The sequence below is a fragment of the Trinickia fusca genome (genome assembly GCF_003628145.1).
Classification (GTDB): Bacteria; Pseudomonadota; Gammaproteobacteria; order Burkholderiales; family Burkholderiaceae; genus Trinickia; species Trinickia fusca.
The window spans coordinates 110772-135196 of record NZ_RBZV01000006.1 but is presented as its reverse complement, the minus strand read 5'-3'; the positions used below and the strand labels follow the sequence as shown (position 1 = coordinate 135196).

Below are 24425 nucleotides of genomic sequence, written 5' to 3'. Positions count from 1 at the left end.
GGGGGGGAGGGATGATGGCGATGTCGCCCGCTCAAATGCCGTTCGATTGGGTGGCAGCGGCTGCGCTTGGTTCGGCCCGCCTCATCGGGTGCGTCAACTTTATCCCGGCGTTCGGCCGTCAGAACCTGACGGTCCTGATGCGTAACGCCGTCGCGCTGGCAATCGGCCTGCCGTTCATCGTCGCCATCCATGAGCGAATCGACGGAACGGCGGTTGGCGTGACATGGCTGGGATGGCTCGCCCTGAAGGAGGGGGCGATCGGATGCCTGATCGGATTGCTTCTGGCCACGCCGTTTTGGGCATTCATGAGCGTTGGCGTGCTCATCGACAATCAGCGCGGTGCCAATGCGGCTCAACAGATCAATCCGACGCTGCCCGCCGACAGCTCCGTGCTCGGTGAAATGATTCAGCGCGTCCTCATTCTGGTTCTCGTGGAGGCTGGAGTATTCCCTGTCATCTTCAAGGTCATCGGTGACAGCTACACGGTGTGGCCCGTCCTCCAGCTGGTCCCCGATGTCACGGGGCCGCAACTCGGCGCCTATCTGGCGGCCTTTCAACGCATGTTGGTCGAGGGCCTGCAATACAGCAGCCCGATTCTCGTGCTGCTACTGCTGCTCGAATTCGTGTTCGCGCTCGCCAGCGTAATCGTCAAAGGCATGCCGGTCCACGAAATGGCGATGCCGATCAAGAGCCTCCTTTCTCTCGTCGTGCTGGCGCTGTACGCGACCAATCTCTTCGACTATGGGGCAAGGGAGTTTGGGGAGTGGCTGCCATCGTTGGAGCACATGGTGATCCGGAGGTGACGCAGTGGGAGACAAAAACCTTCCGCCAACCCAGCACCGGCTGCAGAAGGCGAGACGGGACGGCAAAGTCACGATCAGCCAGGATGTCACGAGGCTCGTACTGTTTGGTGCCTTATTCGAGGTCACGTGTGCATCAAGCACCTACTGGTACGACAAGTTCTCCGCCTTCCTGACGCAAGCAATTGCCGCGGCTACGAGGCCGAGAGGGGTAAGCATGCAGGCGGCCTGGTCCATCATCGGCGATGCGGCTTCGCTTGCCGCCGCGCTCGCCGGTCTTGCCGCGCTCTTGGCAATTGTCGCGACGTGGCCGCAATCGCGCTTCCTGGTGTCGACGAAAGCGCTCACACACGGGTTCGAGAAGCTCAATCCGGCTAGCGGTTTCAAGCAGTTGTTCGGCACCGAGAAGCTTCTCATGGTCACGATCGGGCCCGCGAAGATCGTGATCCTTGCCGCTGTGCTTTATCCGAAAGTGCGCGAGTACCTTCCCCCGATTCTCCAACTGTTTCGCGTGCCGTTGAACATGTCGGCGCTCGGCGCGGGGCTGCTTCTACGCTCGACGGAGCATCTCGCTTTATCGCTCTTTTTCGTGTTTGCCGCACTCGATTACTACCTTCAGCGGTTGATGTTCAGGCGCCAACTGAAAATGGACCATCAGGACATGAAGGATGAGTACAAGGAAACCGAAGGTGATCCGCATGCCAAGGGATACATGCGCTCGATGCGCAAGCAGTTCGCGAACGAGGCACCGTCCAACGCGCCGAGAAAGCCGAATGTCGTCGCGGTCAATCCGCGGCGTATCGCAGTCGGCCTCTGCTATGAAGAAGGACGGGACTCGCTGCCCCTCGTCGTCGTGAGAGGCGCCGGCGCGCGCGCCGACGAAATACGAAAGTGGGCGAGAGAGAATCGGGTGCCGATGATCCGCTACGTGAAGCTTGCACGAATTCTCTATGCGGTAGGACGCGAAGGTCAGTACATCCCGGCCGTGACGGTGAAGGCCGTCGCCGTGCTCTATAAGGCCGTGAACGAACTTCGTGCGTCGGGCGATCCGGCTGTCGACGACCGCGTGTATCTGCCTGAAGTCGATCCCCACGTGGGCGAGCAGATGCTTCCCGGGCCGACCCTCGATTGACATGCGATCTCGACGGCTGGCGAAACGAATGCTCACGAACTATTTGCGGCGCTTGCGCAACTCAATGAGGGGGCAAGTCAGCCGCATCGCATGAATTAGGAGAGGTTCGATGCATCACTTGATACAGCGACGCTACCGCGCGCCGGACTCCAGCGACGATGCAGTATCGGGTTTTATCGCGAGGCGGGAGGTGTTGCTCGCCCTCTCCGAGGCGGAGACGATTTGCGAAAACGCGAGAACGCAGGCTGTGGCGATCGTTCAGTCCGCAGATGCGAGACGTGAGGCGCTCGAAGAGGAAGCGGTGGAGGAAGCCCAGCAAGAGGTTTGGCTTCGGGCTCGAGCGTTGCACGAGGCGCTCGAGGAACTCGAGCACCGGTTCAAGGATGAGCTGGAGGATACGTTGAAAGCCATTCTTGCGGCGATTCTCGAGCGGCTCATGATTGAATTGCCCGAGCGGGAGCGTCTTTTGAGTTCCGTCAAAGTGCTCTTGCAAGAGACGACGGTAATCGGCGGCGCGGTGCTCAAGGTATCCAGGGACGACTGGACTCGGGCCGCCGAGGACCTCGCGACGAGCGTGCCATACCAAGTCGAAGTCGACACCTCCCTTCAGGCCGGGGAGTGTCGGCTGTGCGCGGGCCAAGGGGAGTGGCGCGGGTCGTTCGGCGGCAGTCTCGACAGCTTGTTGGCGGCGCTCGGTAACGCGGGTGTCCATTCGCACTCGCCGGATTCCGGCGACGCCGTTTCATCCTTAGATCTTTCTTGAGCCTGGAGGTCAATATGTCGGTAAACCTGGGATCGATGGCGGAACAGATGATGTCCCGCTTCGAAAAAGCCTTCGACGCTGAGGAACGCAGCGTTGCGGACACGGAAGTGAGCGATCCGGATGCGATGAACATCATGCTCAATTCGATGTTCCATAAGCAGGCGATGCTGTCGTCGTTTCAGCAGATTGTGAATGAAGGTCCCGGGGCGCTTAAGAAAGATTTTGACGAAATTCGATAAGCGGAACGTTGTCGTCGTTCCGAAGGAGCGGGTAGTGAATACGCTTGGACTGTGGGGGCGGGCGCGGTGTGGGATGGTAGTCCTGGCCGCTTTGAGCGGCATGTCCGCGTCCTCGCTCGTATATGCGGTAGCTCCCGCGTCATGGAAGCAGTCGGCTTACGCCTATACTGCCGAGCGAAAGCCATTGCCTATCGTGCTCGGCGATTTCGCCAAGGCATTTGGCGTAAGAACCTCGATTGCGCCTGTTCTTCGCAAGGTCGTGGTCGATTCGAAACTGTCCGCGCACGACGCGGTCGAGTACCTCGATCGTTTGGCCGTTCAGTACGGGTTCACATGGTTCTTCTATAACAATGTGCTGTACGTGAGCCCGTCCAGCGACTATGTGACGGAGCACGTTCAGCTCCCGGACACAGGTATCGACAGTGCCGAGAAGGCGTTGCGCGGGGTCGGGCTGCTCGATCCAAAATTCGGTTGGGGCGAGCTCGACAGCGATGGGCATGTCCTCGTATCGGGCCCGTCGGAATATGTGCGTCTTGTGCGGAATCTGCTGGCCCATAAGGGCGAGGGTGGCGCGCAAGATTCCGACGTCATGGTGTTCCGCCTGAAGAACGCGCTGGCCGCCGATCGTGTGATGACGTTGCGCGATCAGACGCAGACGATACCTGGCGTGGCCTCGGTGCTGGAGAGCCTGCTTGCCGGAAAGAGCCCGAACGGTCACGAACGTCTCGGCGACATCAAAGCGAGCGAGACGGGTGGCAACTCGAGTGCCGCGATCATGCCGCCGCTGCCCACGCTTGCCGGGCTCTCCGGTGCGGGCGACGGTGGGGGCAACGCCGGCACGGCGAGCAGCACCATTGCTGGCGGCGGCGGGCGCAAGTCACACGACGTCACGATCATGGCCGATCCCCGGACGAACTCCGTGTTGATTCGCGACTCGTCGGCCAAACGTGAGCTCTATGCACAACTCATTGCCGATCTGGACGTGTCGACGGTTCCAGTCGAAATCGCTGCATCGATCATCGATCTCGACACGAGTCATGGGAAGGAATGGGCGCCGGAGCTCTTGTTCGGAACGGCGGACCACGGTGGGGGGCTCAGCGCGTCGCCGACGACGACCGCCTTCGATCTGCTCAGCGGTGTGACCAACGCCAACATTGCGCTGTGGTCGACCAGCAGGCTTCTTCCGCGCCTTCGGGCGCTGGAGTCGGACGGGAGCGCCAAAGTCTACGCGAGCCCGTCGGTCATGACCATGGACAACGTCGATGCCGTACTTGACCTGAGCCAGACCGCCTACTTGAAGCTCGTCGGCGAGCGCGCAGTCGATGTGAGGTCGATATCGACCGGCACGATGCTTCGGGTGACGCCGCGTTTGCAGGCGGACGGCCGGATCCACGTCTACATCGAAGTGGAGGATGGCGCCATCGACAGTACGGGATCGGGCTCGGACGTACCGCTTATCTCGCGCAATACCATCACGACCGAAGCGGTGCTGAAGGAAAACCAGGCGCTCGTCATCGGTGGGTACAAGAAGGAGCAACGCAAGCGCGACAAGAGTCGTATTCCGTTGCTCGGTTCGATCCCGCTGATCGGCAAGCTGTTCACCAACGACTCCTCTTCGTCGTCTACTAGTGACCGCATTTTTGTCATCAGTGCGAGAGCGATCAGGAACGATGTCGAATCGACCCCCGACGAAGCCGTGCAGGACTGGTCGGCGCGCATCACGAACGGAGCGCCGCATGCGGGCACCGTGGGGGATTCGCCCGCACCTCATGCGAACGGGCGCCCGCATGGCAATACGGTGTCGGACTCGCCGGCGCCTCCGGGGAACGGGAGATTGCTCTATGAAGGCCGGTAGCAATATCGCTGCACTGCAGGACGTGGTCGATACGTTCGACGTCGATGATTCTTCGACGGACGACGCACCCACTGTCTCGAATGCGACACCGGCACAGATGCCGCTCGTCGTTCGTGTAGATCAGCCGGAGCGCGTCGAAGCACCGTCTTTTCGAATCGGCGAGGCACCTGAAATCGGGGCCGGCGAAAAGGACCAGCACGATTCGGACATGGCCGATGAGCGCGTGGACGTCGGCGTCAAGCGGATCGGCGCGATCTTGCGCCTGATGGCAGGCGAATATGGCGCGTCACGTCTGCTGGATATCGGACGCCGCGCAGCGAGACAGATCGAAATGCTGGGCTCGGTCGGGAACTTGCACTCGGAGATCGACGATCCCGTCATGCGCTATGCGGTGCTCGAACTGATCAAGGGCAGCTTCCTGCACGATGGCGCTACCGAAGCGAAAAAGCTCGTCGACAGCGAGCTCGACACGCTTTACCGGAGCGAAGGCCGGCGGATTCGCGCATCGATCAACACGGCTGAAGCCGCTTTTTCCTTTTCCGCGGAGCCGAAGAGCCAAGCCGAATTCAGGCGCCTCTACTACGAGGCCATCGATCTGAATGCTCCGTTGACGGCCAAGCTGCTGTTCAACGGCATTACGAGCGTCGTCAACGTGGATGATATCGATCGTGTCATCGCTTCGATGTCGGAAGCGCTGCGTGACGACATGCTGACGGCGCGCTCGTCCGTGCCGCGCGATCACCTCGCACGCATGTTGAGCTATCTGGAGCTGTTCGGCTCGGCGCGCGTGGCGCAGACCATGGTGTCCTTCGCACGCGAGATTCTGACAGCGTTGGGCGCAAAGGCGATCGTTCCGACCACGCAAGGAAGGTCGAGCAGCGATGAAGCAACGGCGGGGGATGGGGGGAAGGAAAAGGCGCGTGAAAAGGAGTTGTCGCTGACCAAGGAGCTCTTCAATCTGGGAACGTCGACGCTTCCCGGGCCGTTGATCGACAAACTGGCCGACACCTTGGTCGGTAAGGATGCGCAACGTCGCTCGTGGCTCGTCACGCTGCTTTATAGGCTGTCATGCAAGTTTCCGATGCCGGTATGGGCTTCGGAAGAAATACGCAACGCGGCTCATACTCAAATGCACCGTCGCATGGACCAATTTTTCAACCTCAGGCAGCATGTTTTGCGTCGCTCACGGCCCTTGGTCATCTCGAGTTGAATGCGGTCTGAGTTGACAATTATTTGCAGTCCTGTCCGCGAGGAAGTTTATCGTCGAGGGCGATGACAGATGTCTCCGCATCTGTCATCGATCAGGTCGTTCTAGCGATTGGAGGCGCGTCAGGTACATCGGGCGCGCCTCTCTTTTTGCCAGAAACGGCATATCTCGCGCGCAGAATCTCGACGAGGTCAGTCGCTATCGGTGATCCGCTTCACTTCCGGAAGCATGGCCGCCTGGCCGCGATAGTTTCCCGCCGCATCCATAAGCTGCCACACGGTGGCATGTTCGATCCAGAAGCGCGTGCCCGATTTGGTAATGCGTACGCCTCGGTAATCGGTGACGAAGCCATCGCGCGCAACTTGCTCGAGAAATGCCTGACGCGCGCTGCGCTCGGGCGCTTCTGCGGACAGGCGCGAAGGGAGTGCAGTCAGCTCGTTCCAGTCGTATCCGAAGATGGTCTGCGCGCGCTTGTTGCCATAGACGAAGATGGGATCAGGCGCAGTGTTGTGCGCAAGAATGCCGAATGGAGCAGCCTCGTAGAGCCAGACGGCACCCTCGGACGCGCTCATGCCATCGGGAACGAGAGACTTCCCGAGAAGCCGGCGGTAGCTGTCAGAGAGGATGCAGAAGAATGCGGCGTCGGTGCTGAGTGACATCGAAGAAGGCTCCTGCAAGGGCGGGTTCGGACAAGTGGCGGGTCACGAAGCGAATGATTGGCGTGTCAAACCCAACGCGTCAACAATGACTTGCACACACTCGTCGAGTTCCAATGTCTGCGTGGGCAGCCGGATATCCGGATTTCCCGGCGCCTCATAAGGCGCGTCGATGCCCGTGAACTCGGGGATCTCGCCAAGGCGTGCACGCCGATACAGCCCTTTGGGATCGCGAGCCTCGCAAATCTCGAGCGGAGCGTCCACAAAAATCTCGACGAAGCCTGTACCCGCGATTCGGCGCGCATCGTCCCGATGCGCGCGTAGCGGAGATATTGCCGCCACGATCGCGATAAACCCCTGCTGTTGAAAGAGCGCGGCCACATGAGCCATGCGCCGCAGATTTTCGGTTCGATCTACTGCGCTGAAGCCGAGGTCGGCATTCAGCCCCGCGCGCAGCGCGTCGCCATCGAGCACCACCGCGTCGAAGCCCTGTCCCCGCAGATGATCGTGCAGTGCTCGAGCAATCGTCGATTTCCCGCTTCCCGGAAGCCCGGTCAGCCAAAGAACGCCGCCTTGGGAAAAATCCACCGCCACAGTGCCGTACCTTTCATTAGGACTCGCGGGCTGCGAGTAGAGATGGACGGATGCTAGCACTGTCGAACAGGTTTCCCACCGATGTGACAGAACTTTGCACTTCGACATGTCTGGATGGCTACCATGAAGCCGTAAATCACCTTAAGAGGTGACTGGGTAGCGACAGGCGGAGGGGAAGCTGTTTCCCGGACTATGAAGGGAAGTCGGGGAGCTTGTCAGCTGGATGAGATTCTGAAAAACATAGTACTACTAATGATGAAATCATCAAAAGTATTCATTTTTGCACTGACCGGCGCAGTCTATTTCGGGCTCGCTGGCTGCACGACATCGAAGTCGGGATCGGGGTACGGCGATTCGGGGCCGATGTTCGTCTATGACCGCGGCATCGATTTTCCATCGGTGGACAAAGCGCGGTACCCGGCAGGCGCCCCAGTTGACCCAAGTACGTTCAAGAAGCTGTTTCTCGGCGTCGGAAAGGACCAGGTTCAGGACGCACTGGGCGAGCATCATTTCGACAATGAGGACTTCACGGGCTGGCATCGGTGGGATTACGTCTTCAAGCTGGCTGACGCCGACCATGCGGAGCGGCTCTGCCAATACCAGGTGCAGTTCTTTGGTGGTCAAGCCTATCGTGGCTTCTGGAGCAGCCCTGAATGTCGGGATATCGCCGCGAGGGCCGCGGGAAGCTCGGGCCTTGGCATCGTGACGGCGAGTTCCTGTGCTCCGGCCGATGTGCCCGCGCCGCTGCCGCCGAAGCTGGAACTTCCGGCTGACGCGCTATTCGAGTTCGACAAGGGCAACTTCGACAGCATTCTTCCAGCCGGGCGCAAGCAGTTGAACGAGCTTGCCTCCGCGCTGAAGGGCCGCATCGGGGACATCGCCAAGCTGACGGTGGTCGGCTACACCGACCGACTCGGCAGCGACGACCATAACCACCGCCTCTCGGACGAGCGGGCGAATGCGGTTCGCGAGTACTTGATCGACCGGGGCATCCCTGCATCGAAAGTGACGTCTTACGGTCGCGGCGCAGCAGATCCCATCGTGGTTTGCGACGATCAAAACCAGGGTGACTTGATCCGCTGCCTGCGGAGAAATCGCAGGGTGGAAATCCATATCGATCAGAACAGTAGCAAGTAGGCCATCCGTTCGAATGATTTGCGATCTGACTTTGTCTTGAAGCGGGGAAGCTGTGAAGATTAATAAGCACAACTATGTTTATGCGGTTACGTCCGGCATGCTGGCTGCGGGGATCGCGACCGGCAGCGCGGTGGCCCTTGCGCAGGGCAGTATGGATGCTCAGCCAGAGCCCGTGCAATCGGCCGCGCCTGCGCTAGCGCTGCCCGCGTCGGGCGTGGTGGACACGGCCCGCGCGCTCCCTCTGGCCGACCAAACGGTGAAGCCGGTGGCGGAACCAGCTGCGCACGGCGACGAACCGATGACGCTCGAAAAAATGATCGAGCTGGTAGGTAAGCGCGATCCGCGCGTACTGGTCGGGGAGCTTTCGGCGCGCGCCGCGCATGAGCGCGCGGCAAGAGCCTGGGCCGGGCACTATCCGCAAATTTCGGTCGAGTACGCCGCGGGCCTCGAGAGTTCAATGGGGGATCAGGCGTCGCAGTTCGGCTCGACGTTTTCCCACAGTAGCGATCATTTCCGAGGCGGGCAGGCCAATCTGAACTGGGAAATCTTCGCGTGGGGCGCGACGCAGAAGCGCTATCTGGAAGCCTATACGCTGGCAGAGGCCGAGGAAGACCGTTATCGGCGCGCATGGGACTTGATCGTCCTGGAGGTCGTCGAAAACTACATCAACATGTATCGGCTCAGAAAGCAGTTGGAAATCACACGCCAGACACTGCTCGGCCATTCGAAGCTTCTCAAGGTGGTGGAGGACCGGGTGGGGGCGAAGCTCGCGCCGGAAGCGCGCCGCAGCGACGCCTTGCTGCGCGTGCAGGAAGTCATGGCCGATCGCGAAGACATTCTGAGTCAGCTGAACGAAGTCAATACGACCTATAGAACGCTGACAGGATTGGAGCCGCCCGAGGATCTCGTCGAACCCGGAATATCCGGCATCTATACGCGTGATCTTGCCTGCCTTTCGTTCGACGACAATCTTCGGCTCGCCTATTCGATCCATCCGCAAATCATGGCGAACCTGAAGACGATTCAGGCAGCCGCCTATGCGGTCGAGAGCATGAAGGCCGATCGTCTGCCGAAGCTCAACTTTTACGCCCGCTACAACGACAACCGGCTGTTCTCGACCCAGGGCACGACGCAGCCCTATAACGGGCGCGGCTACGAAGTCGGTATCAACGTGACCTGGACGCTGTGGGGCTCGGCTTACGGCAATTCGATCGCCGAAAAGATGTTCCTGAAAGAGAAGAGCGAGGCCGACAACGAACGCGCGATGCGCGAGGTCGAGCGCAACATCCGCATCTCCCGCGATGCGCTCGCCGCGTCCAAGGGGCGCGAAGCGATCCTCAATGAAACGCTGAGGCTGTCCGATGAGGTGCTGAAGCAACGGCAGCAGTCGTTCGCGACACAGTCGATGTCCGATGAGGCCGTCAGCGGCCTGTCGAACGCCTACTATTCGCGCGCCCGCGCGGCCACCGCCTTGCTGAACTTGCGTATGCGCGAAGTGGTCGCGAGCTACACGCTGCTCGAGAGCTCGGGGCTGATGGTGGACGTGTTCCCGGTGCCGGAGTCGGAACGCGGTCCGATCGGGCCGGCTCCCGTGCGCAATTTCTTCCCCGGCCGCATCGCATCGATGAATCCGCCTGACGGTCTGCCTCGTGGCGACGTGGTGGGCGAGCTCACCAAACGTAAGGTCCTATTCGATACGCCTGTGTCGTCGTCGAGCTCGGTGGCAGGCGCAGTCGATGCGAAGCCTCTGATCGTGCCGCCGGCACCCACGCCGGCACCCGTCGACGTGGCGCCGCCCAATCTGTTGGAAGCGCCGGCCGACGCGAAGCCGGCAAGCGATCCGGTTCAACCTCCGACGAACCCGGGCAGTCGACTTCCCAGCTGAATCGAAACCGAAGTGCCATTCGCGCCTGACCGGGGCTTCGACTTCGAAACAACCTGGCGGCAGTTCTTGATTAGTGGACGTATGTACGGCTTGACCCGCATGGCGGGTCAGCGGCCTTGCGACTTGGAGACTATTCCATGACGACGAAAGTGATGTTAATGCGTGGGGGCAAGGTTGCACCGACGACGTTGGAGCAACTGAAAGAAGCCGGCCTGGAAAAGGGCGACGAGCTCATCATTTCGAGCCTGCCCGCCAATTCGACGATTGCGCGCGATGGTGGCGACCTGGTCGTGCACACGCCGGACGAATCGGCTGTCCTGCCCAACGTCGGCGCGCAGCTTGCCGATGAGAGTGTCGTCATTCGGCTCGGCGCTCAACCGCTCGTTGCCACCGAACAAGGCAATGAAAAGTTCGAGCTGCCGGCAGGGGTGCAACTTCAAGGCGTTGCTGCGCCAGGCCAGGGCGGCGCGTTTGGATTGCGACCGTTCATGAACGCGGCCGGTGACGAGTCACTTCAGAGCGACACGGTGACGGGGCAGGTCATGGGTGACGTCACCACCTCCGGCATCAAGAACGCGGGCCTCGGCGACTCCGGGCTGATGGGCGACTTGCGCACGGACGTGCGCACGACCGACGAGACCCCCGAATATCTGGCACGTCTTAGCGAGAAGCCGATTGACCCGTACATCGATGTGCCGTCCAACGACGAATTCGGGATTGGGGATGTTCACGGCGGCGGGTTTGGGCCGTCGGGCCTGAATGGGCCTGCATCGGCCGCGCAGGCGCCTAGTGTGCCGGCTACACCGAACTTCCTGCTTTCCCCCGGCGACAAGGATCCCACGCCGGGCGCACCCGTCATCCAGAACGTCACGCAGCCCCAACTGGTCGGCAGCGGACCAGCCGGTGCGCTCATCACGGCCTATGCCGTCGACGGGCACGGGAACCTGGTGTCGCTCGGCACGGCGCCAACCGACAGCAACGGGCAATTCACGATCACGCCCAGCGCTCCGATGGCCGACGGTACCTACAACGTCGTGTTCCAGGCCCAGCAAGGCCCTTTGGCGAGTTCGCTGTCGGCGCCGACGAGCGTGGTGATCGACACCCACGCCACGACGCCTACGCTGCAGCTGGCCCCGAGCTCGGATTCCTTCGGCGTCGGCACGAGCGGCACGAATAGCGACGACATTACCAACGTCAAGCTGCCGTCTCTGATCGGGACCGCCCATCCCGGCGATACCGTCTATGTGTCCGATGCTCAGGGGCATACCGTATCGGCGATTGCCGACGTCAACGGCCAGTACACGGTACAGGTGTCGCAGGCGATGACGGAGGGCAGCAATACCTTCACGAGCTATGCGGTCGACCGGGCCGGCAATACGAGTACGTCGGTCTCGTTGGGCGTCACGCTCGATACCGTCATCGCGCCGTTGGCGGCGCCCACGCTCGATCCGGGCTCGGATTCGGGCGTCTCGCATACGGACGGCATCACGAATGTCACCGCGCCGGTCTTCACGGGCAGTGGCGCGGAAGCCGGCTCGCTCGTCACGCTGTACGCGAACGGGATGTCGATCGGGCAGGCGAATGCCGACGCGACCGGCCACTACACGATTCAGAGCACCGCACTGGGCGCCGATGGGCAGTATCAAGTCACGGCGCAACAAGTGGACATCGCCGGCAACACGTCGACGCTGAGCACGGCGACGACGGTGACGCTCGACACGCTCGATGCCAAGCCGGCCAACCTGCACCTCGTAGACGATACCTTCGGCGTTGGCACGGCGGGCACCGCGAGTGACGGCCTGACGAAGGACAGTCAGATCACGATCACTGGGACTGCTGAAGCCGGCGACGTGGTGACGCTGATGGACGGCACGGTCTCGGTGGGGCAGGCGACGGCCAATGCGAACGGCGGCTGGACGATCAACACGGCCTCGCTCGCGGACGGCGTGCATAGCCTGACGGCAACCTCGACCGATGCGGCAGGCAACACGAGTGCAGCGTCGGCGGTGCTGCCGGTGACGATCGATACGGACGCGCCGAAGCCTACGCTCGCCCTCTCGTCATCGTCGGATACGTTCGGCGCGGGCACGACAGGCACGAACCACGACAACATCACGTCGGCGACGCAACCGACGTTCAATGGCACGGCCGATCCGGGCGCCTATGTGCAGCTCTATGACGTGACGGGCGGTACGACGGTTTCCGTGGGACAAGCGACAGCCGATGCGACCGGATCCTGGACGACAACCCTTGCGAGCCCGCTCTCGGGTTCGGATGCGGGTACCTCGCACAGCCTCGTGGCCGTGGCGATCGACCCGGCCGGTAACACGTCGAGCGCGTCGGCGGCCGACGTCGTCGTCATCGACAACGCCGCAGCGCCGCTAGCGGCGCCTACGCTCGATCCGGGTTCGGATTCGGGCGTCTCGCACACGGACGGCATCACGAACGTCACGACACCGGTCTTCACGGGCAGCGGCGCGGAAGCGGGTTCGCTCGTCACGCTGTATGCGAACGGCTTGTCGATCGGTCATGGCAACGCCGATGCGGGCGGCCACTACACGATTCAGAGCAACGCGCTCGGCGCGGATGGGCAATATCAAGTCACGGCGCAGCAAGTCGACATCGCCGGCAACACCTCGACGCTGAGCGCGGCGACGACGGTGACGCTCGACACGCTCGATCCGAAGCCGGCGAACCTGCATCTCGTGGACGACACGTTCGGCGTCGGCACGGCGGGCACCGCGAGTGACGGTCTGACGAAGGACAGCCAGGTCACGATCACGGGCACGGCCGAGTCTGGCGACGTGGTGACGTTGATGGACGGCACCGTCTCGGTGGGTCAAGCGACGGCCGATGCGAACGGCGGCTGGACGATCCACACGGCCTCGCTCGCCGATGGCGTACATAGCCTGACCGCGACGTCGGTCGATCCCGCAGGCAACACGAGCGCGGCCTCGGCGCCGTTGCCGGTGACGATCGACACTACGACATCGACGCCGACGCTCACGCTGTCTCCCTCGTCGGACACGTTCGGCACGGGCACCACGGGCACGAACCACGACAACATCACATCGGTGACGCAGCCGACGTTCAACGGCACGGCCGAGGCCGGCGCCTACGTGCAGCTCTACGACGTGACGGGCGGCACGACGCTCTCGGTCGGCGAGGCCGTGGCAGGCAACAACGGCACCTGGTCGACCGCGCTGTCGAGCCCGCTGTCGGGTTCGGCTGCGGGTACCTCGCACAGCCTCGTGGCGGTGGCGATCGATCCGGCCGGCAATACGTCGAGCACGTCGGCCGCCGACGTGGTGGTCATCGACAACTCGACGCCGCCGCCGAGCACCCCGGTGCTGATACCGGCAGACGCCGACGTCAATGCGACGACGACGACGCACACCCGGCCTGATTTCACGGGCACGGCCGAAGCCGGTGCCGCGATCAGCCTGCTCGACAACGGCGTGGTCGTCGGCGTCGGCAATGCCGACAGCACGGGCCACTGGACGATCCAGACCAATACGCTGAGCCCGGGCGGGCACACGATCACGGCCGTAGCGGTCGATATCGCGGGCAATACGAACACGTCGGCCGCTGCGCCGATCTCCATTGCCCAACAAGTCACGACGCCACCCGCGCCGGTGTTGCTCACCGCAGACGATACCGCGCCGATCGACTCGACGAACAACGACGACATCACGCGTGTGACGACGCCACATTTCACCGGCACGACGGGTGCCGGGTTCAACGTCACGCTGTTCGTGGATGGTGTGTCCGTGGGCCATGGCGTCGCGGGCGGCAACGGCAACTGGACGATTCAGGACGCGACGTCGCTGGCCGATGGTGTTCATCAAGTGACGGTCAAAGTCTCGGATCCGATGACCGGCTTGACGAGTGCGATGGGTCCGGCGCTCGCGGTGACGATCGATACCGCCACACCTCCGACACCGGTTGCCCAGCTTGCCTCGTACTCTGACAGCCTCGGCGGCGGCACCACGGGGACCAACTCGGACGGTCTCACGAACATCACCAACCCCTGGCTCACGGGGACGGCCGTCGCCGGCACGGAAGAGCTGGTGAAGGAGGGCACGACGACGATCGGCGTGGCAACCACCAACTCGAGCGGCGCCTGGAGCTTGCAAGTGCTCGGCTCGCTCGCGGACGGTGCGCACACGTTCAGCGTGACCTCGTACGACATTGCGAACAACAAATCGGCGCCGGCCAATGTCGTCGTCACGGTCGATACGGTCGCCACGGCGGGCACGACACCGGCCTTGCTCCAGGTCGACGACAGCTTCTCGCCGCTAAACGCGAACGGGACCAACCATGACGACATCACCAACGTCCTGGGCCCCCGCTTCACGGGTGTCAACCAAGTGGCGGGCGGCGAGGTGCTGCTCTACGACAACGGCGCGCTGATCGGCTCTGCCACCTCGCTCGGCGCGGTCGGCTCGACCTGGACGGTGTCGTCGGGCAACCTGTTCCCGGGCACGCACTTCATCCAGTCGCGCTATGTCGATCCGGCCGGCAACACCGGCTCGCTATCGGCGGGCCTCACGGTGCAGATCGACACCAACGATCCGGCGCCGACCAACTTGCAGATCACGCCGGGCTCGGACTCGGGCTTCAGCAACACCGACCGGATCACGAACGACACGACGCCGATCTTCACGGGGCAGGCCGCCTATCAGGACGCCGTCATCCTCACGGCCAACAACGGTACGACAGTCGCGACGCTCGGCGTCGTCACTGTCGGCGCCTCGGGTAGCTGGTCGCTCACACCGACCTCCATGCCCGACGCAACGTACACGGTTTCGGCCGTGGCGGTCGACGTGGCCGGCAACACCAGTGCGCCTGCCGTGCCGATTCAGGTGGTCGTCGACACCCATGTCGCGCCGCCTTCGCTGACGCTCTTGTCGACCAACGATACGTTCGGCGCCGGCACGACCGGGACCAACAGTGACAGCTTGACGAGAGTCACCGCGCCGCTCATGGTCGGCGTCGCGACGCCCGGTGCGCACGTGACCGTCGTGCAGGACGGCGCCACGATCGGCACGGTCGTGGCCGATTCGTCGACCGGCTCGTACACGATTCAAGCCTCGCCGATGCTCGATGGGGTCCACACGTTCCAGGCGCAGCAGGTGGACGTGGCGGGCAATACGTCGACCTTCGATGCGCCGGTGCTCGTGACGATCGACACCGATTGCCCGACGCCGACGATCACCTCGTTGACGCCAGCCACCGATTCGTTCGGCGTCGGGACCTCCGGCACCAATTCGGACGCCCGCACTAACTCGCACACCCTCGCGATGGAGGGCACAGGCGAGGATCCTGGCTCAGCGGTCGATCTCTACCAGCTCACCGTGTCGGGCAGCATCACGACCTCGACCTCGGTGGCGCACACCCAGGCAGGCGCGGGCGGGTCATTCACGTTCTCGACCTTCGCCGCGCCGGCATCGGACGGCACCTACTCGTATGTCACGCGCGAGATCGACCCGGCGGGCAACACGTCGGCGATCTCGCCGGTGTTCCAGGTCGTCATCGACCGCACCACGGTGGCACCGACGTTCACGTTGCAGAACGACACGATGTACACGGGCAGTCCCAACTGGAGCACAGGCACGAATTCCGGCGGAGGAGGCAGCGCCAATTTCGGCAACACGACCGACGACTTGACGATGGCGACGCAGCCCATTCTCGCCGGCACCGTCGAGGAGCCGGGGTCGCTGATCGTCGTCTATCGCAATGGCGCGTCCATCGGCCAGGCGACGTCGAATGGTTCGGGGGCTTGGCAATTCACCGATCCGGCATCTCAGGCCGATGGGACGTATTCCTATTCGGCCTACCAAGTCGATCTCGCCGGCAATACATCGGCGATGTCGTCCAATCTCGCCGTCACGATCGAAACACAAGTCGCGAACGCACGCTTTGTGCAGGTACAGACACCGGCCGGCGCCAGCTCGAACTACTATGCGCAACCGGTCGGCATCCCCGCGCTGGCGAACGGTTTGAGCGCGGCGGAGATCTACAACGTGTCGGGTGGCCATACCGGTGTGCCCGTCTACTTCCAGATCGACCCGACCACGGCATCCAAGAGCAAGCCGGGCGACATCGTCGTCGTCGACTTCACCTTTACGTATGCCAGTGGCACGGGATTGACCACGGCGACGTCGGAAACCACCTATACGCTGCAAGCGGCCGACCTCACGGTCACGGCCGGCAACACGCCGACGCTGACGACCTGGGTGGCGCCCGCAACGTTCTATGCCAACAACAATTGGCAGAACACCTACCTGCCGATCAATCAGATGACGGTGGAGTTGCAGGTCCGTAATCCGGCCGGAGACGTCGGCTTCACCAATACGCCGAATGTCGACGTCCTCACCGGCACCGAAAACGCTGCCCACGTCAACCAGGATCTGTGGACGGAGGCGAACAACACGAGCACGAATACGTGGCTCGGCAACGGCGTGCAGGTCTATCGCCAATTGGGGCGGCCGAACGCGCAGCTTGGCTCGACCGTTCTCGTCGGCGATGATTTGAACGGGGACGGGACGCGCGATCTGTTCCTGTGGGCACCCGGCAGCGGCGCGGCGAACAACAACGGCATGGTGTATGTGGTTGACGGACAGGAGAACACTGCCGCTAATGGAACGGGCTTTGTCGACCTGCAAAACGTTGGTACCGCGCCCGGATGGGGGGAAGCTCATGGTGCCGGGGCGGCGACCGGCGGGTATGCCTGGACCGGCATGGCGCTTGCGCTCGCCAACTATACGTTCACCTCCAACATGGGCGGCGACGGTCATAGCGAGCTTGTCGCCGCAAACAGGATTGGCGGCTACTCCCAAGGCAGTCCTCAGATTGTCGCGGAGGTCATCTACAACGAGGCGCTTGGCTCCGGCGGATGGGCGCAGTCGTTGACTGGCTCCACGCTCACGAGTGGCACGACAACGCAGTTCTATGTGCCGCTTCACACCGATACCGCCTATCACGGAGGGGGGGCTCCCACCAATACTGCGGTGTTTGGTCAGCTCGCACCTTATTACGATATCAATGGCGCCGGTCGCCCGGATCTCTTCTGGACGGACGGCGGGACGGGAAGCAGCGGTGGCGGTTCCCCCACGACCTATGGCGACCTGATCGTCGGCTACACGCCGAGCTCCCCCGTCGGCTTGGACAACCTGACGCTGCCTGGCACGTCGATGAACCTGGCCGCGAACAAGGGCTTTTACGTCTATAGCACCGATGCGCTGCATCCGCTCGGCGAAGGCGACGGCTATTACACGCCGCAGGACCTGTGGGCCCAGCCGATCGGCTGTCTCACGGGAGACGGATTGACCGACATTGCCGTCGGCCAGGCCGACGGCTCGTTCAACACTCGGGCCAACAACGGTCGTGTGGCCATCATCTTCGGCCGCAATGACGGGACGGGGGTTGATGTCAACAACCTCCAGCCGGGACAGGGCTTCTACATCACCTGGAACAGCGCGACCAACGCGGGTGACCAGTTCGGCTACCAGATCAAGTCGATGGATTTGACTGGCAGCGGGTACGACGATCTCGTGATTTCCTGCCGCAGCTCGGCCGGCGCCAACTCGGGCAATCCCAATACCTTCGACTTCGTCATCGACGGCAAGTGGCTCGCCAACTACGTCCATACGCACCTGAACGACCCGGGCGGCATCCCCACGCTGTCCGTCGACGCGCTGTACAACGCAATGGCCAGCAATACGCCGAATGCCATGGGGTTCATCATAGGCGACCCGACGAACACGAATTTCTCGGGGAACACTGGATATCCGATGAACCTTGGCGTTCCCATCCTGCGGGCGGATCTGAATGGCGACGGCTACCAGGACACGGTTTACCAAAGCGGCAGCCAATACTATGTTCTGTGGGGGAGCCCTGACTATCAGCCGGGCAAATACGCCAACTACGGCACGAGCTGGTTTCAGCAGCCGAACCATCTGGAGCTGCTCAACAATTCGAGCGGTGGACCCGTTCAGTTCTCTGACATCAATGGCGATGGTCTGTGGGACGTGGTGCTCGGCAATGCGGGCGACACGACCGACGGTTCGAACGCGGGTAAGGTCGAAGTGGTTTATGGCGCGAACAGCCAGACAGGCGGCACGGCGGCGCCGGGTTCGCCGATGCCCTTCGCGTCCAGCTACACCAATAGCTGGAGCGCGAGCAACAACACGGTGACCGGTACGTCCGGCTCTGACCAGCTGGTCGGCGGGCCGGGCAACGCGACACTCGTCGGCAATGGCGGTGTGGACGTACTCCAGGGCGGTGGCGGCAACAACACCTTGGTGGTGAACGGCGACAACATCGCCAATTTCGATACGCCCGGTTCGCGCTGGGACGGCGGCATCGTGCAGCAAGGTCATATCAACACGCTGCAATTCGATACGCACAACACCGTCAATGCCACCCTGGACTTGACGATCGCCACCAACGGCAGCGATCTGAACGCCCACATCCACAACATCGAACGCTTCGATTTGAACGGCAACGGCAATACGTTGAAGTTCGACATCCGGAGCGTGCTCGACACGTCGAGCATGGGGGTGTTCCTCGATGGCGGCGGTAACGGCGAAACGTGGTCGGGATCAACGTGGGACGCCAGCTATACGGGATCGCATGGCGGCCGGACCACGCCGCTCGGGCCGAACGTGCCGATGAAGCAGTGGGTGATCGACGGCAACGCCACGAACACGCTGGACTTCGAGGCCTTCACGCCGATCGCTCAGGCTGGCGCAAGTGCGGGATTGACGGGCAACTGGTCGCTTGTCGGACACGTCAATCACAACGATGTCCACGGCGCGATGCAGACGTATGACATCTATGAGTTCAGTGGCTCGAACGTTCAGGTCATCGTCAACCACAACATCCATCTGACTCACGGCGGCGTGCCAGGGTCGGGGTTGTAGTCCGCGCTGCCGCTTGCCGCGCCTTGCGCCGCACTTTCGCGGCGCTCGGTCGGCTGGCGGCGGTTGTTGCGATGCGGGGGCGAGATGGAACCGTTATTCGATGAGACCAAGCTGGAACCGATACGTGCGTGGGCACTGGCAAACGTACGACGTTTCCAGCCGAACGGGTTCGGGCGTCAGTTCGCGAGTTTGCATTTATTCACGAACGTTCCGGCTGAGGTCTGGAAAATCAAGCTATCGATCATCGAGCGATTCGGTTTGCGGAATACGCCGCCGGAGCCACTCTACCGCGACTTGTGCAGCTTGATTACCAGGGGGGGAGCGGTGCACATGCATCGGGACCCGAATCAGGGCGGGCTGATCCACACGCGCTTCAACGTGATGATCTCCAAGCCGCAGGCGGGGGGGCAGCCGATTATCGACAACGAAATTCTGGACGTTCCCGAGGGCGGAATCTATCGCGTGGATGCCGGCTTGAAGTTGCACGGTACGACAGCTGTGTTGGGCGACCGGCCGCGAATCATTCTGTCTTTCGGCTTTCTTTGTTCGGCGTGACGGCATTTGAAGGAATGCCGTCACGCCGAATAACAAAACATTACACAACACGATGAAAGCTCACTTCATATGCGGCCTGCCCCGCGCAGGCTCGACCTTGCTGTCGACACTGCTGGCGCAGAACCCGCGCTTCCACGCCACGATCACGAGCCCTATTTTCGGCATCGTTTCAGCCATTCGGCAATCAATCAGCATTCCGAATGAACACTATCCGATCATGAGCGACGACCTGAGAAGCCGTCTCTACGAGGGGGTGTTCAAGAGCTACTACGAGCAGGCTGTGCAGTCGGGCAAGACGATGATCTTCGATTCGAATCGAAGCTGGCCTGTTTTGCTGCCGCTCGTCAGCACGATTTTCCCGGAATCGAAGATGATCGTCTGCGTGCGCAGCCTCGCTTGGGTCGTCGATAGTCTCGAGCGGCTGTTCCGCAAGAATCAGACAGCCATTCCGTCATTCTTCAACGACGGGACGGAGGCACGCAGTGTCTACAGCCGTACCGATACGCTGATGCGTGCCGATCGCATTGTAGGGGCGTCATGGAACGTTACGCGAGAGGGCTTCTACGGCGAACAGTCGGACCGTTTGCTCCTGCTCGAATACACGTACTTGGCAACCGATCCGCAGCGCGCGTTACGAGCCGTCTACGACTTCATCGGCGAACCCATGTTCGAACATCGGTTTACCGGCTTGGAGATGGCGGATCAAGAAAGCATCGACAAATTCGATCACGCCCTGGGCGTGCCTGGGCTGCATAGCGTGAGTTCCGAGGTTCGGACTGTTTCACGCCCGACCTTGCTTCCGCCCGATCTGTTCCAACGTCTCGACAAGATGTCGTTCTGGCGTGACACCACGGGGTCGAACAGCACCGTCCTGGCCGGGCCGCCGGAAGTCTCTCAGGACCGACGATCGTTGGATGCCGGTCGGACCCGATAAGCGCAGCAGCGATGACACAACAGGACAAGCAAACATGAGCGACGCAATTCCGGCGATCGAGGATTCGACGCAGAAAGACGGCACGGTGGCCGTGGAACGTATCGGGGGAATGCTCGACGGCGACAGTGAGGCGCTGCCTCCGCTCGCCCGCGTCCATCGGATGCTGGCCGCCGCGGTGACGGAGGCTGGCCGGGCGTTGGGGCGCGGTGTCTCGCTCGACGCGATGCTGGCCGGGCTGACGGACGGCCGCGATGCGCTGGGGCAAGTCGACGTGATCGGCTTGATCGAGGCGGCCAAGGCCTTTGGGCTCGTGGTGGAAACCGTGAAGGCCGGACAACGGCCGGAACTCGGATCGGCGCAATGGATTGCCGTCGACACCGACGCTGCGCAGGATCAGGTGCTGTTCTTCCCGCGCGTCGAGATGAGCCATGAGCGGCGGGCGTTTCGCTTCGATGCGACGGGGCGATGCCAATTCTTCGAGTACCAGGCCGATCAGGTGCCGCAAGGCGACGGTGTGCTGTGGCTCAGAGTAGACCGCGTGCCGTATTCGGCGACGAGCGGCGCGCAGAGCGCTTGGCGCCTGCCGGGCAAGGAGCAGATGGCTTGGCTCTGGGATGTCTTGCTGGCCGAAAAGTCGGCGTTCCGCTACGCGCTCATCGCGTCACTCGGCTCGACGCTGCTGGGCCTTGCGATGCCGTTCTTTTCCATGGTGATCTTCAACACCGTGGCACCCAACGGGGCGACGGCCACGCTCGTTACCTTGATGATCGGCATGCTGATCGCCATTGCAGCGGACTTCGTGCTGCGAGAGGTGCGGGCCTACATTATCGACGTAACGGCTCGCCGGATCGACATCGTCCTGTCGCGCCGCATCTTCGAACATCTGCTCGACATCAAGCTCGAGGCGTGGTCCGGTGCGGCGGGCACGCAGGCGGACATGCTCAGAGGCTTCGGGACGGTCCAGGAAGTCTTTACGTCGGGCATCCTCCTGTTGCTCATCGACTTGCCGTTCGGCCTGATCGCACTCGCGATGGTGTTCGTCGTGGCAGGGCATCTGGGATGGGTGCCCGTGTTCTGGGTATTGCTGCTCCTGGCGTTGCTGTGGCGCTTGCAGGGTTCGGTGCAGCGTTCGAGCCAGCAGTCGATGCAGCTCGGCCAGGAGCGCCACGGTACGCTCGTCGAAACGATCAACGCGCTCGAAACGGTTCGCGCGGTCGGCGGCGAGCGCGTGCTGCGGCGGCGCTGGCGCGATCAGAGTGCGATGGCCGCCATCGCGTCGGGGACGAGCCGCCTGCTCACGCAGTTCGTCTCGGGCGTGACGGCATCCTGCATGCAGTTGGAGAGCCTGATGCTGCTCGGCGTCGGCGCATGGATGGTCGGCGAGAAGATGATCACGCTGGGCGGGCTCATCGCCGCGAACATGCTGGCCGGGCGCGCGCTCGCGCCGTTTCTCTCGATCGTCTCGCTCGGCATGCGGCTCGAAAACGCACGCATCGCGGCGGGATTCATTTCGCGCTTCTTTCAGATACCGCGCGTCACGCAGGAGGAGCGTGAGTTCGTCGCACGCGATGATTTCAGCGGCGCCGTTACGCTCAATGACGTCAGCTTTGCCTATCCCGCGCACCGGAGCGGACGCGCGACGCTCGCCAACGTGTCGCTGCATATCGCCGCGGGCGAGCGTGTCGCGATTCTCGGGCGCATGGGCTCCGGCAAGAGCACGCTTTTGAAGCTGATCGCGGGTGTGCTCGTGCCGATGCGCGGCAGCATCCTCTACGACGACGTCGATCTCGGACAACTCGATGTCGTCACGCGACGCAAAGTCGTCGGCTATCTGCAGCAAAACCCGCTTCTGGTATCGGGCTCGTTGAAGGAAAACATCACGCTCGGCCACCCCGATGCATCCGACCACAAAGTGCTGCAAGCCGCGCGCATCTCGGGCGTCGACGATTTCGCGAGAACGCATCCGGACGGCTATTCGATGCGCCTCGGCGAACGCGGGCGGGGATTGTCGGAAGGGCAGAAGCAGGTGGTCGGGCTCGCGCAGCTGTTGTTGAACGACCCGCACGCGATCCTCCTCGACGAACCGTCGAGCTCGCTCGATATCGATGCGGAGAATCGTCTCGTGCACGCGTTGAAGACATCGCTCGTCGATCAGACACTCGTGGTCGTCACGCATCGGCCCGCATTTCTACAACTGGTGTCGCGCATCGTGGTGATCGACTCGGGACGCGTCGTGCTCGACGGTCCGCGCGACGAGGTGCTGGCGAAGCTCTCGGGTGGAAAAGCCAGTGCGGCCGACGAAGCGAATGCAAAGGGGGCGAAATGATCTCGACCGTTGCCAAGCGCGTTTTCTCGCCATTTCTGCGCATCGCCGATGCCATCTTCTCGTTTTTCGAGCAGCACGCGTTCGAAGCGGAGCCCGACGGGCGTCGGCGTCTTTCCAGCCTGAGCGCCATCGGTCTCGAGGAGGCCTCGATCGCGCCGGCACGTCGCGCCGCAGCCCTGATTCCGTGCGTGATGCTCGCGTTGATCCTGGCACTGATCCTTTGGGCGACGATCTTCAAGATCGACATCATCGCTTCAGGGCAGGGGCACGTTATTCCTTCGACGACCGTGCAGCAGCTCTCGACGCTCGAAGGCGGCGTCGTGCGGGAACTGCTCGTCAAGGAAGGGCAACTGGTCGCCAAGGATCAGCCGCTGGTACGGCTCGACCCGGTGGTCGCACAAGGAGCCGTGACCGAGCAAGCCGCGACGCGCGACGGCCTGATGGCTGCGATTGCACGGCTTTCGGCGGAGGCCGATGGCAAGGACCCGTCCTACCCGGCCGGTTTGAAGCCCGACGTGATCGCCGAGGAGGAGCGCGTGCGCGCGCAACGCGCGTCGGCGCTTGCGTCGTCGATCGAGGTCTTGCAGGAGCAGCGCGCGGCCAAACAGGCGGAGGCCGCCGACTACCGCGGGCGCATCCCGCAGTACGAGAACAACTTGCGCTTGCTCGACGAGCAGATTCAGCGCATGCAGCCGCTGGTCTCCGTCGGTTCCGTGGCGCCCGTCGAAATCATCAATCTGCAGCGCGAGCGAGGAAATCTGAGCGCGCAGGTCATCCAGACCCGGGAAGGCGCCGCGCAAGCCGGTGCCCAGATTGCCGAGATGAGCCGCCGCATCGACGAAAGGACGTCGACGTTCCGCAGCGAGGCGCGCGAGGATCTGGCGAAGAAGCAAATCCAGCTCAACGCGCTCGAGGGCACGCTGTCGGGCAAGCAGGACATTCTTCAACGGACGCTGATCCGCTCGCCCGTGGCAGGCATCGTCAAGACGTTGCACATCACGACGATCGGCGGCGTGGCCTCGCCCGGCAAGAGCCTCGTCGACATCGTGCCGATCAACGACACGCTGCTCATCGAAGCGCGCGTTCAGCCGCAGGACATCGCCTATATCAAGCTCGGCGACGAGGCGAAGGTGAAGATCACGGCCTTCGACTCGGGCGCGCTTGGCACGATCGACGCGAAGGTCGAGCTGATCAGCCCCGACAGTCAGGCCGATGAGCGTACCGGGAATCTCTACTACAAGATCGAAGTGCGCACGCGCAGGAACATCGTCAGCACGCAGGTCGGCAACCTGAACATCCTGCCGGGGATGGTCGCCGAGGTCGACGTGATCACGGGGCATCGAACGATCATGTCCTACATCTTGCGACCCATCGTTCGTGGCATGACGAAGGCCATGACGGAACGCTAAAGGACG

15 protein-coding genes are annotated in these 24425 nt (G+C 62.5%); 13 read left to right on the top strand and 2 right to left on the bottom strand.

Annotated elements, in window-relative coordinates; translation table 11 throughout:
* Nucleotides 1-50 precede the first annotated feature (50 nt).
* From sctT to D7S89_RS16125, 6 genes are all read left to right on the top strand, one after another.
* Nucleotides 51-803, top strand: a complete 753-nt coding sequence (gene sctT, locus D7S89_RS16150) for a type III secretion system export apparatus subunit SctT (RefSeq protein WP_183085226.1) — start codon at nucleotides 51-53, stop codon at nucleotides 801-803.
* Nucleotides 804-807: 4 nt separating this feature from the next.
* A complete protein-coding gene (locus D7S89_RS16145; protein ID WP_121278741.1) occupies nucleotides 808-1932 on the top strand; it encodes an EscU/YscU/HrcU family type III secretion system export apparatus switch protein in 1125 nt (374 codons plus the stop codon).
* A gap of 109 nt (nucleotides 1933-2041) precedes the next feature.
* Entirely contained in the window at nucleotides 2042-2695 is a 654-nt protein-coding gene (locus D7S89_RS16140; protein WP_121278739.1) for an HrpE/YscL family type III secretion apparatus protein, read from the top strand.
* A 14-nt stretch (nucleotides 2696-2709) separates the two neighbouring features.
* Nucleotides 2710-2934 carry a hypothetical protein gene (locus D7S89_RS16135; RefSeq protein ID WP_147426677.1) on the top strand — a complete coding sequence of 75 codons (225 nt, stop codon included), beginning with the start codon at nucleotides 2710-2712 and terminating at the stop codon, nucleotides 2932-2934.
* Nucleotides 2935-3127: 193 nt separating this feature from the next.
* Nucleotides 3128-4789, top strand: a complete 1662-nt coding sequence (sctC, locus tag D7S89_RS16130) for a type III secretion system outer membrane ring subunit SctC (RefSeq protein ID WP_245982982.1) — start codon at nucleotides 3128-3130, stop codon at nucleotides 4787-4789.
* A complete protein-coding gene (locus D7S89_RS16125; RefSeq protein ID WP_183085224.1) occupies nucleotides 4776-5999 on the top strand; it encodes an HrpJ domain-containing protein in 1224 nt (407 codons plus the stop codon). Before sctC ends, D7S89_RS16125 begins: the two co-directional genes overlap by 14 nt.
* Before the next feature lie 188 nt (nucleotides 6000-6187).
* On the opposite strand, the gene D7S89_RS16120 is transcribed toward D7S89_RS16125, so the two are convergent.
* Together D7S89_RS16120 and cysC are read right to left on the bottom strand one after the other, a co-directional pair.
* Nucleotides 6188-6655: an MEKHLA domain-containing protein gene (locus tag D7S89_RS16120; protein ID WP_121279019.1), complete on the bottom strand. Its 468-nt coding sequence runs from the start codon at nucleotides 6653-6655 to the stop codon at nucleotides 6188-6190.
* A 42-nt stretch (nucleotides 6656-6697) separates the two neighbouring features.
* Complete coding sequence (gene cysC / locus D7S89_RS16115; protein ID WP_342766901.1) at nucleotides 6698-7246, bottom strand: adenylyl-sulfate kinase; 549 nt, start codon at nucleotides 7244-7246, stop codon at nucleotides 6698-6700.
* A 252-nt stretch (nucleotides 7247-7498) separates the two neighbouring features.
* Here cysC and D7S89_RS16110 point away from each other — a divergent pair, with 252 nt between their 5' ends.
* From D7S89_RS16110 to D7S89_RS16080, 7 genes are all read left to right on the top strand, one after another.
* Nucleotides 7499-8383 (top strand): OmpA family protein, encoded by an 885-nt coding sequence (locus D7S89_RS16110; RefSeq protein ID WP_245982969.1) that lies wholly within the window; start codon nucleotides 7499-7501, stop codon nucleotides 8381-8383.
* Between the two features lie 97 nt (nucleotides 8384-8480).
* Entirely contained in the window at nucleotides 8481-10268 is a 1788-nt protein-coding gene (locus tag D7S89_RS16105) for a TolC family protein (protein ID WP_425470825.1), read from the top strand.
* Between the two features lie 137 nt (nucleotides 10269-10405).
* Entirely contained in the window at nucleotides 10406-19195 is an 8790-nt protein-coding gene (locus D7S89_RS16100) for a beta strand repeat-containing protein (RefSeq protein WP_121278728.1), read from the top strand.
* An 84-nt stretch (nucleotides 19196-19279) separates the two neighbouring features.
* A complete protein-coding gene (locus D7S89_RS16095) occupies nucleotides 19280-19750 on the top strand; it encodes a hypothetical protein (protein ID WP_121279015.1) in 471 nt (156 codons plus the stop codon).
* A gap of 52 nt (nucleotides 19751-19802) precedes the next feature.
* Complete coding sequence (locus tag D7S89_RS16090) at nucleotides 19803-20684, top strand: sulfotransferase family protein (RefSeq protein WP_121278726.1); 882 nt, start codon at nucleotides 19803-19805, stop codon at nucleotides 20682-20684.
* 34 nt (nucleotides 20685-20718) lie between these two features.
* Nucleotides 20719-23010 (top strand): ATP-binding cassette domain-containing protein, encoded by a 2292-nt coding sequence (locus tag D7S89_RS16085; RefSeq protein WP_121279013.1) that lies wholly within the window; start codon nucleotides 20719-20721, stop codon nucleotides 23008-23010.
* Nucleotides 23007-24419, top strand: coding sequence for an HlyD family type I secretion periplasmic adaptor subunit (locus D7S89_RS16080; RefSeq protein ID WP_121278724.1), 1413 nt, complete (start codon nucleotides 23007-23009; stop codon nucleotides 24417-24419). The genes D7S89_RS16085 and D7S89_RS16080 overlap by 4 nt, the downstream gene beginning before the upstream one ends.
* Nucleotides 24420-24425: the final 6 nt, after the last annotated feature.